Annotated in this window: 17 protein-coding genes; 10 read left to right on the forward strand and 7 right to left on the reverse strand. The window is 56.6% G+C overall.

Annotation, left to right across the window (positions count from 1 at the left end; genetic code table 11):
• Positions 1–62 precede the first annotated feature (62 nt).
• A complete protein-coding gene (locus tag ACG0Z5_RS00390; RefSeq protein ID WP_394444777.1) occupies positions 63–2,438 on the reverse strand; it encodes a glucose/quinate/shikimate family membrane-bound PQQ-dependent dehydrogenase in 2,376 nt (791 codons plus the stop codon).
• Positions 2,439–2,743: 305 nt separating this feature from the next.
• Between ACG0Z5_RS00390 and ACG0Z5_RS00395 the strand changes: the two genes are divergently transcribed.
• Positions 2,744–2,932, forward strand: coding sequence for a YdiH family protein (locus ACG0Z5_RS00395; protein WP_394444778.1), 189 nt, complete (start codon positions 2,744–2,746; stop codon positions 2,930–2,932).
• A 64-nt stretch (positions 2,933–2,996) separates the two neighbouring features.
• Here ACG0Z5_RS00395 and uspE read toward each other — a convergent pair whose 3' ends face one another.
• On the reverse strand, positions 2,997–3,947 hold the full coding sequence (uspE, locus tag ACG0Z5_RS00400; protein WP_394444779.1) for a universal stress protein UspE: 951 nt from the start codon (positions 3,945–3,947) through the stop codon (positions 2,997–2,999).
• A 224-nt stretch (positions 3,948–4,171) separates the two neighbouring features.
• Here uspE and uraH point away from each other — a divergent pair, with 224 nt between their 5' ends.
• The gene (uraH, locus tag ACG0Z5_RS00405; protein ID WP_394444780.1) at positions 4,172–4,582 is read left to right on the forward strand and encodes a hydroxyisourate hydrolase; all 411 of its coding nucleotides are present in this window, start codon (positions 4,172–4,174) and stop codon (positions 4,580–4,582) included.
• Between the two features lie 84 nt (positions 4,583–4,666).
• Here the strand turns inward: uraH and fnr are convergent, their stop codons facing one another.
• Positions 4,667–5,419, reverse strand: coding sequence for a fumarate/nitrate reduction transcriptional regulator Fnr (gene fnr, locus ACG0Z5_RS00410; protein WP_394444781.1), 753 nt, complete (start codon positions 5,417–5,419; stop codon positions 4,667–4,669).
• Positions 5,420–5,612: 193 nt separating this feature from the next.
• A complete protein-coding gene (ogt, locus tag ACG0Z5_RS00415; protein ID WP_394444782.1) occupies positions 5,613–6,128 on the reverse strand; it encodes a methylated-DNA--[protein]-cysteine S-methyltransferase in 516 nt (171 codons plus the stop codon).
• Positions 6,129–6,807: 679 nt separating this feature from the next.
• Here ogt and smrA point away from each other — a divergent pair.
• Entirely contained in the window at positions 6,808–7,371 is a 564-nt protein-coding gene (smrA, locus tag ACG0Z5_RS00420) for a DNA endonuclease SmrA (protein WP_394444783.1), read from the forward strand.
• Here the strand turns inward: smrA and ACG0Z5_RS00425 are convergent.
• Entirely contained in the window at positions 7,368–8,174 is an 807-nt protein-coding gene (locus ACG0Z5_RS00425; RefSeq protein WP_394444784.1) for an IclR family transcriptional regulator C-terminal domain-containing protein, read from the reverse strand. The two genes, smrA and ACG0Z5_RS00425, sit on opposite strands and share 4 nt — an antisense overlap.
• A gap of 170 nt (positions 8,175–8,344) precedes the next feature.
• Between ACG0Z5_RS00425 and ACG0Z5_RS00430 the strand changes: the two genes are divergently transcribed.
• The 6 genes from ACG0Z5_RS00430 to pcaC are packed head-to-tail and all read left to right on the forward strand — an operon-like array spanning position 8,345 to position 13,398.
• On the forward strand, positions 8,345–9,031 hold the full coding sequence (locus ACG0Z5_RS00430; protein WP_394444785.1) for a 3-oxoacid CoA-transferase subunit A: 687 nt from the start codon (positions 8,345–8,347) through the stop codon (positions 9,029–9,031).
• Positions 9,032–9,041: 10 nt separating this feature from the next.
• Entirely contained in the window at positions 9,042–9,698 is a 657-nt protein-coding gene (locus ACG0Z5_RS00435; RefSeq protein ID WP_319630494.1) for a 3-oxoacid CoA-transferase subunit B, read from the forward strand.
• A gap of 9 nt (positions 9,699–9,707) precedes the next feature.
• On the forward strand, positions 9,708–10,910 hold the full coding sequence (gene pcaF, locus ACG0Z5_RS00440; RefSeq protein WP_394444786.1) for a 3-oxoadipyl-CoA thiolase: 1,203 nt from the start codon (positions 9,708–9,710) through the stop codon (positions 10,908–10,910).
• Between the two features lie 9 nt (positions 10,911–10,919).
• On the forward strand, positions 10,920–12,284 hold the full coding sequence (locus tag ACG0Z5_RS00445; RefSeq protein ID WP_394444787.1) for a 3-carboxy-cis,cis-muconate cycloisomerase: 1,365 nt from the start codon (positions 10,920–10,922) through the stop codon (positions 12,282–12,284).
• Positions 12,262–13,017: a 3-oxoadipate enol-lactonase gene (gene pcaD, locus ACG0Z5_RS00450; RefSeq protein ID WP_394444788.1), complete on the forward strand. Its 756-nt coding sequence runs from the start codon at positions 12,262–12,264 to the stop codon at positions 13,015–13,017. Before ACG0Z5_RS00445 ends, pcaD begins: the two co-directional genes overlap by 23 nt.
• Entirely contained in the window at positions 13,018–13,398 is a 381-nt protein-coding gene (gene pcaC, locus ACG0Z5_RS00455; RefSeq protein ID WP_319630490.1) for a 4-carboxymuconolactone decarboxylase, read from the forward strand. It begins immediately after the preceding gene.
• 31 nt (positions 13,399–13,429) lie between these two features.
• On the opposite strand, the gene map is transcribed toward pcaC, so the two are convergent.
• The gene (gene map / locus ACG0Z5_RS00460; RefSeq protein ID WP_394444789.1) at positions 13,430–14,206 is read right to left on the reverse strand and encodes a type I methionyl aminopeptidase; all 777 of its coding nucleotides are present in this window, start codon (positions 14,204–14,206) and stop codon (positions 13,430–13,432) included.
• The gene (locus tag ACG0Z5_RS00465; protein WP_097163124.1) at positions 14,187–14,405 is read right to left on the reverse strand and encodes a ParD-like family protein; all 219 of its coding nucleotides are present in this window, start codon (positions 14,403–14,405) and stop codon (positions 14,187–14,189) included. The genes map and ACG0Z5_RS00465 overlap by 20 nt, the downstream gene beginning before the upstream one ends.
• A gap of 75 nt (positions 14,406–14,480) precedes the next feature.
• Between ACG0Z5_RS00465 and ACG0Z5_RS00470 the strand changes: the two genes are divergently transcribed.
• A complete protein-coding gene (locus ACG0Z5_RS00470; protein ID WP_394444790.1) occupies positions 14,481–15,422 on the forward strand; it encodes a DHHA2 domain-containing protein in 942 nt (313 codons plus the stop codon).
• Positions 15,423–15,430 lie beyond the last annotated feature (8 nt).

Below are 15,430 nucleotides of genomic sequence, written 5' to 3' on the forward strand. Positions count from 1 at the left end.
ACTTGCCGGGCCTAGGGTAGGCCTGGCGAGCATAGCGCCGCCAGGCATTACTTCAGGGAGGGTTACTGCTTGTCTGGCAACGCGTAGGCGATGATGTAATCGCCGCGATCCGGAGACTGACGGGCACCGCCTGCATTAATGATGATGTACTGCTTCCCGGTTTTCGGTGACACGTAAGTCATCGGGCCGGACTGACTGCCCACCGGCAGACGGGATTTCCAGATTTCCTTCCCGTTGGCGGTATCAAACGCGCGCAGGTAGAAATCCTGAGTGCCCGCGAAGAACAGCAGACCAGACTGGGTAGACAGCGATGCCCCGAGGGTCGGCATCCCAATCGGGATGGGCAGATGCATACGAATGCCCAACGGACCGGTATCTTGTACCGTACCCACCGGAACCTGCCACACCACTTTCCCGCTTTTCAGATCCACCGCAGACATGGTGCCGAACGGCGGTTTCTGGCACGGAATACCCAGCGGAGACAGGAAGCGCTCACGCATCGCACCAAACGGCGTACCGTCCATCGGGACGATACCCATCTCGATACCGCTCGCATTTTTCGCTACGTTGGCACGCGGCACCATGTAGTTCGCGAGGCCCAGACGCATATCGTTCACAAACATCAGGCTGTTGTTCGGGTCAACCGACACGCTGCCCCAGTTCATGCCGCCGAGTGAGCCCGGGAACTGCAGAGAGCGATCGAGGCCCGGCGGGGTGAAGACGCCCTGATGGCGCATCTCTTTAAACTGGATGCGACACAGCAGCAGATCAATTGGCGTTGCGCCCCACATATCGGACTCTGTCAGGGTCTGGTTACCGATCATCGGCATTCCCACAGAGTACGGCTGCGTTGGAGAATAACGTTCGCCTTCAATGTTGCCCGCCGGTACCGGACGCTCTTCCACTTTCGCCACCGGCTCGCCGGTTTGACGATTGAGCATAAAGATCATGCCCTGTTTAGAGGTCTGTACCAGCACTGGCGTCGTGCCGCCTTTCCCGTCCGGCAAATCGTACAGCAGCGGCTGAGAGGGCAGGTCGAAATCCCACAGATCGTGATGGGTAGTTTGATAATGCCAGCGCACCTGGCCGGTTGTCGCGTCTACCGCGACGATAGACGAACTGTATTTATCGTCCAGGGCGGTACGTTCCCCGGCAAAGAAATCAGGGGTGGCGTTACCGGTTGGCAGATAAATCAGGTTCAGCTTCGCGTCATAGGACATCGCAGACCAGACGTTCGGCGTACCGCGCGTATAGGTCGAGCCTGCAGGTGGCTCACCGGTCAGATTCGGGTTGCCCGGATCCCACGCCCAAGCCAGTTTTCCACTGTGAACATCAAACGCACGGACCACGCCCGGCGGTTCACCCGTCGAGAAGTTATCCGCCACGCGACCACCGACGACGACCACGTTTCCGGCCACCAGCGGGGTAGAGGTTTGCTGATAATAACCCGGTTTGATTTCGCCCATGCCGACGCTTAAATCGACCACGCCGTGGTTGCCAAAGTCTTCACAGGCTTTACCGGTATCGGCGTTAATGGCAATCAGACGCGCGTCGGTGGTCGGCAGGAACAGACGGCGAGGGCAGGCGGCAGGCTGGGTTTCTGCTGCCGGAGCCGCAGCGGCCTGGGTCTCCTCGTAATAGCCGAGCCCACGGCAACGCTGCCAGTTTGGTGCTGTGGCTTTCGAATCATAACGCCATTTTTCTTTCCCGCTGTCGACGTCAAGCGCCAGCACTTTACTGTATGGCGTACACACGAACAGCGTATCGCCTACCTGCAACGGCGTGTTCTGATCTTCTGCACCGGAACCATTACTCTGAGGAATGTCTCCGGTGTGCGCGGTCCATGCCACCTGCAGCTGGTTAACGTTTTGCTTATTGATTTGATCCAGCGCGGCAAAACGATCGCCGTGGGTGGTATTCCCCCAATGCTCCCAGTTTTTCTGCGCTTCGCCAGGCGCGACCGGTTTGACCGGCACTGGCTCGCTGGCGGTGACCAGCGTTTGTGGGCGGAACATCCCCCCGGCGCTGGCTAGCAGGATAATGGCCAGCACCGCCGCCACGCCAAACGCGGGCGCTTTGCGCACCGTTGCGGGTTGACCGAGGAATGGCCAGACCAGCGCGGCCAGCAGCGCCAGTACGCCAAAGGTGAACAGGCGTGAAAACAGCGGCCAGAACTCCCAGCCCGCATCGCTAACGGCCCAGACAATCGAGGCCATAAACGCCACCGCGTACAGCACAATCCCGCCGCGACGATTTTTGGCGATAAGCCAGGCTGCTATCAGCATCACCACACCGATGATGACGAAGTACCAACTCCCGCCCACGCTGGCGAGCTTGGCGCCCAGACCACCGACGGCGAGGCCGATTACGGCCATCAATACCACTAAAAGCCACTGCAGGATCCGGGGTAATCCGCGTGACGAACGGCCAGTTGCCATTTCTGTCTCCTTAACGACACCCATTCGCAAAGCTTATGAACCAAACGAATCATAAAAAACGTAATGGGTTTTTGAATGAAGCAAAAAATGCCTTCAGAGAGGCGTTGATATCACGTGCATGAATTTCATATGAACCATTTGGTGAATGCGAGCATGATAGATCTGTTAAATTGCATTGCGCAATTGTTAATAAATGATTTCGCATTATTTGATTAGGGACGGATTGACGTTGTGTTGTTTTTGGTCAAAAAACAAACAGACAGGGCTGCTATACTTAATATGTTATCAACAAAAAAGAGGATGCTATGGATACCGAATTAACCCCCACGCAGTTGGCCGTCGAATTTCTCCGTCGCGATACTAGCCCAATTACCCCTGCACAGTACCTGAAACGCGTAAAACAGCTGGAACTGGAATTTGCCGACCTGATGGCGCTTTCCGCAATCGAGCTTAAAGAAGAGATCGACTACGCCTGGCACATGGGTATCCATTGATCCTGATGTCAGACACAAAAAAAACGGTGAGTTTCCTCACCGTTTTTTTATATCGCGTTAACGCTTAATCGTCGTCTTCATCGTCGAGTTCAACCGGGGTCTGATACTGATCGGGTTTCAACGCCAGCAGGTCACAGCGTAGGTGATCGATAACCTGTTCCGCGGTATTGCCGAGGAACGCCGCCGACAGCCCGGTACGTCCGACCGTGCCCAACACCACAATCCCCGCCTGTAAATGCTCGGCCAGGTCCGGGATCACTTCTTCCGGTAGCCCTTTTTCGACGTGGGTCATCTCCTCGGAAATACTGTATTTCTGACGCAGCGATTTCATCGCCAGCAGATGCTGGCCGCGAATGGCGTCGTTGTACACGCTCGGATCGAAATCCGGCAGTTCGATAGCGATATTAATGGGCGTGACCGGATACGCGCCGACCAGATGTACTTCGGTATGGTTAATCTCTTCGGCGAGTTGCAGCGTCTCACGCACCAGCTTGTCATTAAGCGCGTTGTGATACTCCTCCTCGCTGGCCAAATTCACTGCCACAATCGCTTTACCGCCTTCCGGCCACGGCTGGTCTTTCACCATCCACACCGGGCAAGGGCATTTTCTGAGCAAGTGCCAGTCGGTCGGGGTGAAAATCACGGATTCCAGCTTGTCGTGCTGATGGGCCATTTTCAGCAGCAGATCGTGTCCGCCGCTCAGGATTTCCTGAATGATGGCCTCGAACGGACGGTTGTGCCAGACCACTTTGATTTCAATCGGCACCCCGGCATCGAGATAGAATTTTGCCTGTTCGCGGATCCATGCGGTCCGTTGGCTGATGACGCCCTGACGCATAGCGGTGCGCTCGTCAGGCGACAGAAGGGTGGTCATCTCGTAGGAAAAATCATAGATCGGCAAAAAGGCTTTAATCGATCCACCAATCCGTTGATGAAGGTAAACAGCGCGCCGTAATGCGGGTTGATCGTCCTGGTTAGGATCGATGGCTACCAGCATGTTTTGATACTTTGCCATACAGGGTCTCCTTACAACTGTCACCACAGTCTGTAAATAAAAGATAACCCATCCGGCGTGATTGAAACAGGGGATATCCTTCGCCAGATCAATAAATCAGGAAAATTCATCGATGAGTGTCAGGGGAAGTCTGCTTGTTGCACAATTGATAACAAAAAGTTGAATTTTTTTCCCAGCCTGGATGGATTAGCGTTATCTGCAATTTCAACCACAGGAAGAAAACAATGAACAAACTTTTTGGGCTGGCCCTGTTATCCACCTCGCTTCTCGCACCTGTCGTCTATAGTGCGCCGATGGGCACGCTCAGCGTCCACATCCTGAACCAGCAAACGGGCATTCCGTCGAAGGACGTGGATGTCACTCTGGAAAAGCAGCAGCCATCAGGTTGGGACAAACTTGCTCAGGGGAAAACGGATAATGATGGACGTATAAAGTCCCTTTATCCTCAGGACCAGGACATGCAGCCCGGAGTTTATCGGGTGACGTTCAAAACGGGGGAGTATTTTAAGCGTGAGAACTTATCGTCGTTCTTCCCGGAAGTCCCGGTGCTGTTCACCGTGACCAAAACCAACGAAAAACTGCATATCCCTCTGTTGCTGAGCCAGTACGGCTACTCGACGTATAAGGGCAGTTGATACACGTAGGTCAGGTAAAGCTGGGAATTACCTTCGCCAGATCGCGTACTTACGATCTGGCGAGAGGAAAAGGAAAGGGCGTTATCAGGCGACGTTGCGGGCGTGGCCAGCGAGAATTGCCAGCGCATCGCTATTTTCGATGGTGATGTATTTCCCTTTCACCGCCAGCATTCCGCTTTTCTGGAAACGACCCAGCAGACGGCTGATGGTTTCTACCGTCAGACCGAGGTAGTTACCGATGTCGCCCCGGGTCATGGTCAGACGGAATTCACGCGGAGAGAAACCCCGTTCGGCGAAACGACGCGAGAGGTTGTAGATAAACGCCGCCAGACGCTCTTCCGCGTTTTTCTTCGACAGCAGCAGGATCATATCCTGGTCGCCTTTGATTTCGCCGCTCATCAGACGCATCATCTGCTGACGCAGGTTTGGCATCTTACCGGACAGATCATCCAGCGTTTCAAACGGGATTTCACAGACCATCGCCGTTTCCAGCGCCTGCGCAAAGCTCGGGTGATGGGCGGTGCCGATGGCGTCAAAGCCGACTAAATCGCCCGCCAGATGGAAGCCGGTGATTTGCTCATCGCCTTGTTCGGTGATGGTGTAGCTTTTAATCGTCCCGGAACGAATGGCATACAGGGATTTCAGCTCATCGCCTGCTTTGAACAGGGTTTGACCCTTCTGAATCGGCTTTTTACGCTCGATGATATTATCAAGCTGATCGAGCTCATGTTCATTGAGGGTGAACGGGATGCAGAGCTGGCTGATGCTGCAATCCTGGCAGTGGATAGCACAACCGCCAGACTGGATGCGTCGAATAATTCGCTTTTCCGGGATCATAGATTTGCTCAGGCTTTAATTGATATTGGTCAATTTTAACATCTTTTTGTGGAGCACGTAAGCCTCGGCACCCCGATTCACGCAATATATGCATGGGAAATGATAATGTGCGCATATCCCTATGAAATCTATGAATTTAAACTGGAATGAATTACTTATAAACTCCCTAAAAATTCCAGAAAGGCACGAAAAATCAAAGTAACAGGTAGCCTTCATGGCGCAACAACCACTCTTTACGCTCAACGCCACCGGCATAACCGGTCAGGGTGCCGTTGCGCCCGATGACCCGGTGGCAGGGAACCACCACACTCACAGGATTTGAGCCGTTGGCGGCACCCACCGCGCGGGCCGCACCCGGTCGGCCTAACTGCGCGGCAAGCTCACCGTAATGCATCACCTGACCGCAGGGAATGGCGCGCAGCGCCTGCCAGACGTCGCGCTGAAACGGCGTGCCTGCCGTGGCACTGGGCAGGGTATCAATGACGCTCAGATCGCCGTCGAAGTAATCTTTCATCTTACGGCTTAAGCCATTGGGATTGCTGGCCGCGACGCGCTCATAACCTTCGGTTCGATAATGCAGCGCCAACAGTTGCTCCATCCGGTCACTATGTTCTTCCCACTCGACGGCGCGCAGATTGAACGCTTCATCGCACAGGATCCACAGCGACCCGAGCGGGGTCGCAATTTTATCTTCCAGCAGTGTCAGCATCACGATTCCTTGGTTAAGGGGGTTATCCCCGGCCCAATGGGCGGCTGACAAGATAGCATGCCACCTATCGCAGCAACCATAGAATCACCCCAGAGGGTGAGCTGGATTTACTATTAATAGTTATTATCAGGGGCGTTACAATCGCGGGTTTGCGGTTGAAAAATCATTTGAATAAAAGGTGACGATATTGACCAGAACAGATCCGTTAGGCAGGTGGGATTATTATTACCAGCGCAACGAATAATTCAGTCATCGTGCGAAAATAGCGAAAGTGTTAACCGGGGATGGGTTATTTCAGGCGGGATTATATTCAACTCATAAAAAAACAGGATCTGTCGACATCCGCCAGACCCCGCAGTATACACAGCAATATTTCCATAACGTGACCCTGCAATTGACTCCCCGTGCAGGTATTACAGTTATAGCGAATCTGGACGGAAACACCAGTACTTTTAGGTGATAGATTTCACGCTTTCTTAACATTATTTTTGCATGTTACCTCGTATTAATTTTAGTTTAGTGCAGGTTAACTATCGATATTCCCCATTTGGTTAAAATTCATCCCAGAATATATTCTTTCAGCAATCAGTTTCCAGAAATCCAAAACGCGTTGAGCGTGAGGCAGGGCGCGGCTATAGTAGCTTTTCAGCAGTCGCCGTAGCAGCAGGAGGAGGTGAAGATGAACCCTGACGACAAATTTCTGTTTCTTGACGCCATGGAGGATGTCCAGCCCCTGAAGCGCGGTCATGATGTGCACTGGCAGCCCAGCCGCAACAGCCGGTCGCCACAGCGGATCGACACGCTTCAGCTGGATAACTTCCTCACCACCGGTTTTCTCGATATCGTGCCGCTTGGTACGCCGCTGGAGTTCAAGCGCGAAGGACTGCAAAACGGCGTGCTGGATAAGCTGCGTCTGGGAAAATACAGCCAACAGGCCAGTTTGACCCTGCTGCGACAGTCGGTAGAGCAAAGCCGACAGCTGCTGTTTGCGTTTATCCATCAGGCGCGGCAGGACGGTTTGCGCAACGTGCTGGTGGTTCACGGCAAAGGCAAGGCTGATAACTCGCACGCCAACATCATTCGCAGTTATCTGGCGCGCTGGCTGACCGAGTTTGACGATGTGCAGGCGTTTTGTAGCGCACTGCCGCATCACGGCGGCAGCGGGGCGTGTTATGTGGCGCTGAAAAAATCAGAGCAGGCAAAGCAGGATAACTGGGAGCGTCACGCCAAACGCAGCCGCTAGCGCAGCAGCAGGGTCAGCTCTTTCGCCGCTTTCTCCAATTCCGGCAGCACGCGCTCGACCATCTCGCTGGCGGAGACCTGACCTGCATGCACCCCGACGTTAAGCGCCGCCACACAATGCCCTTGCGGATTAAACAGCGGCACCGCCAGCGAACGTAACCCCATTTCCAATTCCTGATCGTTGAGCGCGTAGCCCTGCTGACGCACGCGCTTCAGCTCCGTGCGCAGTTTACTCACTGAATCTACCGTCTGCGGGGTGTAACGAATCATCGTCACCCGTGCCAGCATATCGTTCAGCTTCTCTTCCGGCTGGTGGCTCAATAACACCCGCCCCATCGACGTGGCCCAGGCGGGCAGACGGCTGCCGATATCCAGGTCGATGGTCATGATTCGGGAACTCGATGCCCGCGCGATGTACAAAATATCGTCCCCGTCCAGGGTGGCGATAGAACAGGATTCGTTCAGCATTTCACTCAGGTGTTTGAGTACCGGCTGCGCCGAACGAGCCAGCGGCGTGGAGGCCAGCCAGGCATGGCCCAGGGACAAAATGCGTGGGCGTAACTGGAAGTTTTTGCCGTCTTCTGCATACACAAATCCCAGCTTGCCGAGGGTATACAGGCAGCGCCGCACCGCCGCGCGGGGAATGCCGGTTTTCTGACTGATTTGAGAAATCGACAGCACCGGGCGCTGCGGGGTAAAGGCCTGGATAACCTCCAGCCCACGCGCCAGTGAGGCCATGTAATTCGGGTCACCTTTGAACGGGTCGCTCTCGCCGTTCAGCACATCATCAGGATGTTTGGTCATATTTTTTGTCTCCGCGTTTGCCTGCGATCACATTCTGAAGACAAAGATACAGGATGTTCGATAATCGCACCATATTTCGATTATCGCCCTTGACCCACATCGTTAAGCGGGTCACATTTTGTGCGAAAAACGCATAAAAGTGCGATAACCGCACAACAAGGAGCGACCTGATGATCGACAAAAGCGTCCCGACGCCGGAACAGGCCATCGCCGGGATCCCCGACGGTGTCACCATCATGATTGGCGGTTTTGGCCCCGCCGGACAGCCTACCTTCCTGATTGATGCCCTGATTGAACAGGGTGCCCGCGACCTCACCATCATCAATAACAATGCCGGCAACGGTGAAGTGGGCCTGGCAGCGCTGCTGAAAGCCGGGCGGGTGCGCAAAATGATCTGCTCGTTCCCGCGTCAGGTCGATTCGCAGATTTTCGACGACCTCTATCGTCGCGGCAAAGTGGAGCTGGAACTGGTCCCGCAGGGTAATCTGGCGGCGCGTATTCAGGCGGCCGGTGCCGGGCTGGGCGCGGTGTTTACGCCCACCGGCTATGGCACCCCGCTGGCGGAAGGAAAAGAAACCCGCGAAATCGACGGTCGTCATTACGTGCTTGAATACCCGATCCGGGCGGATTTCGCGTTGATCAAAGCCCATCAGGCGGATCGTTGGGGCAACCTGGTTTATCGCAAAGCGGCGCGCAATTTCGGGCCGATTATGGCTACCGCGGCAAAAATCACCGTGGCGGAAGTGTCCGACATTGTGCCGTTGGGGGAGCTCGATCCGGAACACGTCGTCACGCCGGGGATCTTCGTTCAGCGCGTGTACTCGCTGGCTAACCTGACTGCGGCCAAAAGCGCCTGAGGAACACACGATGCAAAAACTGACCCGAGACGAGATGGCAAAACGCGTGGCGCAGGACATTCCTGAAGGCGCTTACGTCAATCTGGGTATCGGCCTGCCGACCCGAATCGCCAACTATCTTCCGGCGGATAAAGAAATCTTCCTCCACAGCGAAAACGGCCTGCTGGGCATGGGGCCAAAACCGCAGCCGGGTGAAGAAGATCCAGAGTTGATCAACGCCGGGAAAGAGTACGTCACTCTGTTGCCCGGCGGCTGTTTTTTCCATCACGGCGACTCGTTTGCCATGATGCGCGGTGGCCATCTTGATATCTGCGTCCTTGGCGCATACCAGGTCTCCGCCAGCGGTGATTTAGCCAACTGGAGCACCGGCGCGCCCGACGCCATTCCGGCGGTCGGCGGGGCGATGGATCTGGCGATTGGTGCCCGACAGGTGTTCGTGATGATGGATCACCTGACCCGCGACGGTGAATGTAAGCTGGTGGAACACTGTAGCTATCCGCTGACCGGCGTGGCGTGCGTCAGCCGCATTTATACCGACCTCGCCGTTATCGATATCACCCCTGAAGGCCCGACGGTACGGGAAATTTTCAACGGTCTCTCTTTTGAAGAGTTACAGCGGCTCACGCCGGTAAAACTGATCTTCAGCCAGCTGGCGCACAGCGCATAAGGAATTATCATGACTCAGGCTTATATCTGCGATGCGGTGCGCACCCCGTTCGGGCGTTTTGGTGGTACGTTGGCCAGCGTGCGGGCTGATGACCTGGCTGCGCTGCCGTTGAAGGCGTTGCTGGCGCGAAATCCGGGGCTGGATCCGGCGTACATTGACGATGTGATTTACGGCTGTGCCAATCAGGCCGGGGAAGATAACCGCAACGTGGCGCGGATGGCGCTGCTGCTGGCCGGGCTGCCTGAAAGCGTGCCGGGCAGCACCATCAACCGCCTGTGCGGCTCCAGCCTTGATGCCATCGGCATTGCGGCCAGGGCGATTAAAAGCGGTGAAACGCAACTGATGATCGCCGGGGGTGTGGAAAGCATGTCCCGCGCGCCGTTCGTGATGGGCAAGGCCGACAGCGCCTACAGCCGCAGCATGAAAATGGAAGACACCACCATCGGCTGGCGGTTTATCAACCCGCTGATGAAAGCGCGCTATGGCGTCGATTCGATGCCCGAAACGGCGGAAAACGTGGCGCAAGAGTTTGGCGTTTCCCGTGCCGATCAAGATGCTTTCGCTTTACGCAGCCAGCAGCGTACCGCCCAGGCGCAGGAGAAAGGGTTGTTTGCCGACGAACTGATTGTGGTGTCGGTGCCACAACGCAAAGGCGATGCCCTGAATTTTGAGCGCGATGAGCACCCGCGCGCGACCTCCCTGGAATCACTGGCTAAACTGAAAGGGGTGGTGCGTGCCGACGGAAGCGTCACGGCGGGCAACGCCTCCGGCGTGAATGACGGAGCGTGCGCGCTGCTGCTGGCGAGCGAACAGGCGTTAACCCGTCATGATTTACAACCGCTGGCGCGGATAGTGGGCATTGCGGCGGCAGGCGTTGCGCCGCGCATTATGGGCTATGGTCCGTCGCCTGCGGTACGCAAAGTGCTGGCACAAACCGGCTTGACGCTGGCGCAGATGGATGTGATAGAACTGAACGAAGCCTTTGCTGCCCAGGCGCTGGCGGTAACTCGCTCCCTGGGGTTGGCGGACGACGCGGCCCACGTCAATCCGAACGGCGGGGCGATTGCGCTGGGGCATCCGCTGGGGGCTTCCGGTGGACGGCTGGCGATGACCGCTGCGTATCAGCTGAAACGTACCGGCGGGCGTTATGCGTTATGCACCATGTGTATCGGCGTAGGTCAGGGGATCGCGCTGATTATTGAACGGGTTTAAGGAGCAGGAATGGATGTGTTGACCCCGTTGTTGCGCGGCAGTGCGCTGACAGCAATATTCAGCGATGCGCAAACCGTGCAGGGGATGCTCGATTTTGAAGCCGCACTGGCGCGAGCCGAAGCACAGTGTAACGTGATCCCGGTTTCTGCCGTGGCGGCGATTGAACGCGCCTGTGATGTACAGAACATCGATTTACCCGCGCTGGCTGACGCCGCCGCCAGCGCAGGCAACCTGGCGATCCCGCTGATTAAGCAGCTGACCGCGCAGGTGAAACAGCATGATGCCGAGGCCGCCCGGTATGTCCATTGGGGGGCGACCAGCCAGGACGCGATCGATACCGGGTTCGTGCTGCAACTGCGTCAGGCGTTGCTCAAAACCGACGCCATGCTGAGTTCGCTGTTAGCCGCGTTCGCCGAACAAACTGAAGCTCATCGCGACACGGTGATGCCCGGCCGCACCTGGATGCAACACGCGCTGCCGGTCACCTTTGGGCTCAAACTGGCGGGTACGCTGGATGCCTTGCTGCGCTGGCAGCGACGCTTGCGCGAACTGCAAGATAATGTCCTGACCTTACAGTTTGGCGGCGCGGCGGGCACCCTGGCGTCGCTCAATGAAAACGGCCCGACGGTGGCGCAGGCGCTGGCGAAAGAGCTGAGTCTGACGCTGCCGGATACGCCCTGGCACAGCCAGCGCGATCGTCTGCTCGAGGTCGGCCACTGGTACGCGGGCGTGTGCGGCACGCTCGGTAAATTCGCCAACGATTTTGCGCTGCTGATGCAAACCGAAGTGGCCGAGGTTAGCGAACCCACGGCCCCTGGACGGGGCGGCTCTTCCACCATGCCACATAAACGCAACCCGGTCGGCTGCGCGGCAATTCTCACCGCCGCGCAGCGCACACCGGGACTGATGGCCACGCTGTACGCCAGCCAAATTCAGCAGCATGAAAGGGCGCTCGGCGGCTGGCAGGCGGAGTGGGAAGTGTTGCCCGAACTGCTGACGTTGAGCGGGGCGGTAATGGCCCAGAGCGAACAGCTGGTGCGCGGGATGCAGGTCGATACGGCCAAAATGCGTGCCGACCTGGATATTACCCATGGCCTGATCATGGCGGAAGCTGTCACCCTGGCGCTGGCGAAACACATCGGCAAGCAGGATGCGCATCATCTGGTGGAGACGTTGTGCCATCAGGCGCTGGAGCAGAAGCGTCCGCTGCTGCATCTCCTGGAGCACAACGCACACATCACCACGCATTTTTCTTCGGCTGAACTTACTGCGCTGCTGGATTCGTCAACGGCCACCGGCAGCGCCCGGCATTTTGTGCGTCAGGTTCTGACGCGATATCAGGAGCAACGCCATGACGATTCATTATCAGATTGATGGCCCGGAAAACGCGCCGGTGCTGGTGCTGTCCAACTCGATGGGCACCACGCTGTCGCTGTGGGAACCGCAGCTGGCGGCGCTCAGCGCCCATTTTCGCGTGCTGCGCTACGATACTCACGGTCACGGACAAACCACCAAGCGCGGCAAAGTGAGCCTTGCGCAGTTGGGTGAGGACGTGATTGCCCTGCTCGATCACCTGCATATCGACAAGGCCTGTTTCTGCGGGATTTCCGTCGGCGGCCTGACCGGTCTGTGGCTGGCGCGTTTTGCCCCTGAGCGTTTTTACGGTTTTGCGCTCGCCAACACCGCGGCCAAAATTGGCGATCAGGCCAGTTGGCTATCGCGGGCCCGGGCGGTGCGTCAGGAGGGTATGGAAGTGGTAGCGGCCGGAACGGCTGACCGCTGGTTTACCCCGGCTTTTCGCCAGCACGCGCCGGAAGTGGTGGAGCAGTTGGTCCATCAACTGACGCATATGGATCCGGAAGGATACGCCGAAGGCTGTGAAGCGTTGGCCGCCGCCGATTTACGCGCTGAAGTGAGCGCCATAACTGCGCCAGTGCTGATCATTGCCGGACAAAACGATCCGGTAACCACCGTCGCCGACGCCGACTATCTCTACAAAAGTATTGCGGGCAGCCAGCGCGTGACGTTGCCTGCGTCGCATCTTTCTAACGTGGAAGCCGCCGACGAGTTTACCGCCGCGCTGCTGACCTATTTCCGGGGGCAATAAATGGACGATGAAGCGCGTTATCAGCAGGGGATGGAGGTGCGCCGCAAGGTCCTTGGCGATGCACACGTGGACCGCACCCTCGACAACCTGTCGCCGCTCAATGAGGAGTTTCAGAACTTCATCACCCGCTATGCATGGGGAGAAACCTGGACGCGTCCGGGGCTTAGCCACCACACCCGCAGCCTGATAACCATTGCGATGCTGATTGCGCTCAACCGGGAAGCGGAGCTGAAAATGCACCTGCGTGCGGCGTTTAATAACGGCGTCACTCGCGATGAGCTCAAAGAGCTGATCATGCACTCGGCGCTGTACTGCGGCCTTCCGGCCGCTAACGCCACGCTGCATCTGGCGCAGCAGGTGTTTGATGAGTTAGATGCGTGACAATGCCCGGCGGCGCTGCGCTTGCTCGCGCCTACGGGATCGTTTCACCTTTGCGCAACGTTAACACTTCGAAGCCGTCGGCGGTGACGGCGATGGTGTGTTCCCACTGGGCCGACAGCTTTTTGTCGCGGGTGACTACCGTCCAGCCGTCTTTTTTGGTTTTGATTTTACTGTCGCCCTGATTAACCATCGGTTCGATCGTAAACACCATCCCTTCGCGCAGCACCTCTCCGTTGCCGGGTTTGCCGTAGTGCAGCACCTGCGGCTCTTCATGCATCTCTCGACCGATGCCGTGCCCGCAATATTCCCTCACCACGCTATAGCCGTTGCTTTCAACATACGACTGAATGGCATGCCCGATATCGCCCAGCGTCGCGCCCGGCTTCACGGCTTTAATGCCTTTCCACATCGCTTCATAGGTCTTGTTCACCAGCCGACGGGCCAGCGGGGAGACGTCGCCTACCAGGTACATTTTGCTGGAATCGGCAATCAGCCCGTCTTTTTCCAGGGTGATATCGACGTTCACAATCGCCCCGGATTTCAGGTGCTCGGTGGTCTTCGGAATACCGTGGCACACCACGTCGTTGACCGAGGTATTCAGCACATATGGAAAATCGTACTGCCCCTTGCTGGCGGGACGCGACTGCAGATCGTTGACGATAAACGCTTCGACCCAATCGTTGATTTGCATGGTGGACACACCCGGCACGATTCGCGCGTCGAGCATCTCAAACACCGAGGCCAGCAGTTCACCGGCGCGGCGTTGGATCGCGAGTTCTTCAGCCGTTTTAATGAGAATTGATGGCATTGATGACCTCCAGCAAACGGTCTGAGCCTGATTTCAGCATCATCATTTTGATTTGCTGATAGTTAAGTTCCGGATACAGCTCGCTCATCATGCCGAGGCGGATCCAGTATTCAGCCTGCGCATTGACTGAACGCGACATCGCTTTGCTGGCGTCACGAATGTCTTCGTGCAGCAGATCGGAGATTTTGACGATACCCATAGATATACACACCATAATGAAATATATATAAAGCGTATATCTTTCGTTACTTAATGTCACGCCGAGTGTATGACTATGAAAACGCAACATCCCGTTCCCGCTGAAAGTGAGTCGATGATCTATGTCTTTGGTCATCGTAACCCTGACAGCGACAGTATTTGCAGCGCGCGGGTGGTGGCCGACTGGCTGACGTATACCGCCCGCCCGGCTACCCCTTTTCGATTGGGGGAACTCACCCCGGAAACCCGTTATATCCTCGATGCGGCGGGCGTTTCGCCGCCTGCGTTATTGACTGAAAATCTCACCGATAAAAAGGTCTGGCTGGTCGATTTCTCCGATGCGGAGCAGGGGCCACCCACGCTACTGGATAGCGATATCATCGGCATCATTGACCACCATCGCATCGGGACGGTAGTGACCCGTAATCCGCCGGATGTCTGGGTTCGTGCCGTCGGGTGCAGTGCCACGGTTATCCTCGCTATTCTGACCCGCGAAAGCCCGATGCCGCTTTCCGCCTCGCAGGCCACCTTGCTGCTGGGGGCTATTCTCAGCGACACGGTGGCGCTCACCGGCCCGACGACGACCGCGCAGGACCGGCAGGCGGTGGCATTTCTGCGGGATATCGTCGAGGTGGATTATCAGTCGTTCGTTGACGGTCTCCTGGCCGCGAAAACGGATCTCAGCGGTCAATCCGCCTCCCAGCTTCTTCATCGTGACGCTAAAAATTATCAGCTTCACGGTCTGTCGATTTTACTGTCACAGATTGAAGTCGCCGCGCTGTCAGATATCGACCCTCACTTACCGGGGCTGCTACAGGAAATCGACCACGCCAGGCAGCAGTCGTCGCTGGATATCGTGGTGCTTATCCTGACGGACATCACACAGCACAACTCAGTTTTGTATTTCTCAGACAACAAGGTCATAGGGTCATGCCAGGTGCCGCTTCCTGGTATGACCAGCCGCAAAAAGGAGATCCTGCCCTGGCTGACCGAGCGTCTGGCGTTGACAAAAGACTGATGGATGCC

Source organism: Scandinavium sp. M-37 (assembly GCF_043558715.1).
GTDB lineage: Bacteria > Pseudomonadota > Gammaproteobacteria > Enterobacterales > Enterobacteriaceae > Scandinavium > Scandinavium vulneris_A.

What these genes read in the sequence shown, in the direction of transcription:
- map (WP_394444789.1), bottom strand. Translation starts at nt 14,206, where the DNA reads ATGCCATCAATTCTCATTAAAACGGCTGAAGAACTCGCGATCCAACGC.
- ACG0Z5_RS00395 (WP_394444778.1), top strand. Translation starts at nt 2,744, where the DNA reads ATGGATACCGAATTAACCCCCACGCAGTTGGCCGTCGAATTTCTCCGT.
- ACG0Z5_RS00470 (WP_394444790.1), top strand. Translation starts at nt 14,481, where the DNA reads ATGAAAACGCAACATCCCGTTCCCGCTGAAAGTGAGTCGATGATCTAT.
- ACG0Z5_RS00465 (WP_097163124.1), bottom strand. Translation starts at nt 14,405, where the DNA reads ATGGGTATCGTCAAAATCTCCGATCTGCTGCACGAAGACATTCGTGAC.
- ACG0Z5_RS00390 (WP_394444777.1), bottom strand. Translation starts at nt 2,438, where the DNA reads ATGGCAACTGGCCGTTCGTCACGCGGATTACCCCGGATCCTGCAGTGG.
- pcaF (WP_394444786.1), top strand. Translation starts at nt 9,708, where the DNA reads ATGACTCAGGCTTATATCTGCGATGCGGTGCGCACCCCGTTCGGGCGT.
- ACG0Z5_RS00435 (WP_319630494.1), top strand. Translation starts at nt 9,042, where the DNA reads ATGCAAAAACTGACCCGAGACGAGATGGCAAAACGCGTGGCGCAGGAC.
- uraH (WP_394444780.1), top strand. Translation starts at nt 4,172, where the DNA reads ATGAACAAACTTTTTGGGCTGGCCCTGTTATCCACCTCGCTTCTCGCA.
- ogt (WP_394444782.1), bottom strand. Translation starts at nt 6,128, where the DNA reads ATGCTGACACTGCTGGAAGATAAAATTGCGACCCCGCTCGGGTCGCTG.
- pcaD (WP_394444788.1), top strand. Translation starts at nt 12,262, where the DNA reads ATGACGATTCATTATCAGATTGATGGCCCGGAAAACGCGCCGGTGCTG.
- ACG0Z5_RS00445 (WP_394444787.1), top strand. Translation starts at nt 10,920, where the DNA reads ATGGATGTGTTGACCCCGTTGTTGCGCGGCAGTGCGCTGACAGCAATA.
- uspE (WP_394444779.1), bottom strand. Translation starts at nt 3,947, where the DNA reads ATGGCAAAGTATCAAAACATGCTGGTAGCCATCGATCCTAACCAGGAC.
- fnr (WP_394444781.1), bottom strand. Translation starts at nt 5,419, where the DNA reads ATGATCCCGGAAAAGCGAATTATTCGACGCATCCAGTCTGGCGGTTGT.
- smrA (WP_394444783.1), top strand. Translation starts at nt 6,808, where the DNA reads ATGAACCCTGACGACAAATTTCTGTTTCTTGACGCCATGGAGGATGTC.
- ACG0Z5_RS00425 (WP_394444784.1), bottom strand. Translation starts at nt 8,174, where the DNA reads ATGACCAAACATCCTGATGATGTGCTGAACGGCGAGAGCGACCCGTTC.
- ACG0Z5_RS00430 (WP_394444785.1), top strand. Translation starts at nt 8,345, where the DNA reads ATGATCGACAAAAGCGTCCCGACGCCGGAACAGGCCATCGCCGGGATC.
- pcaC (WP_319630490.1), top strand. Translation starts at nt 13,018, where the DNA reads ATGGACGATGAAGCGCGTTATCAGCAGGGGATGGAGGTGCGCCGCAAG.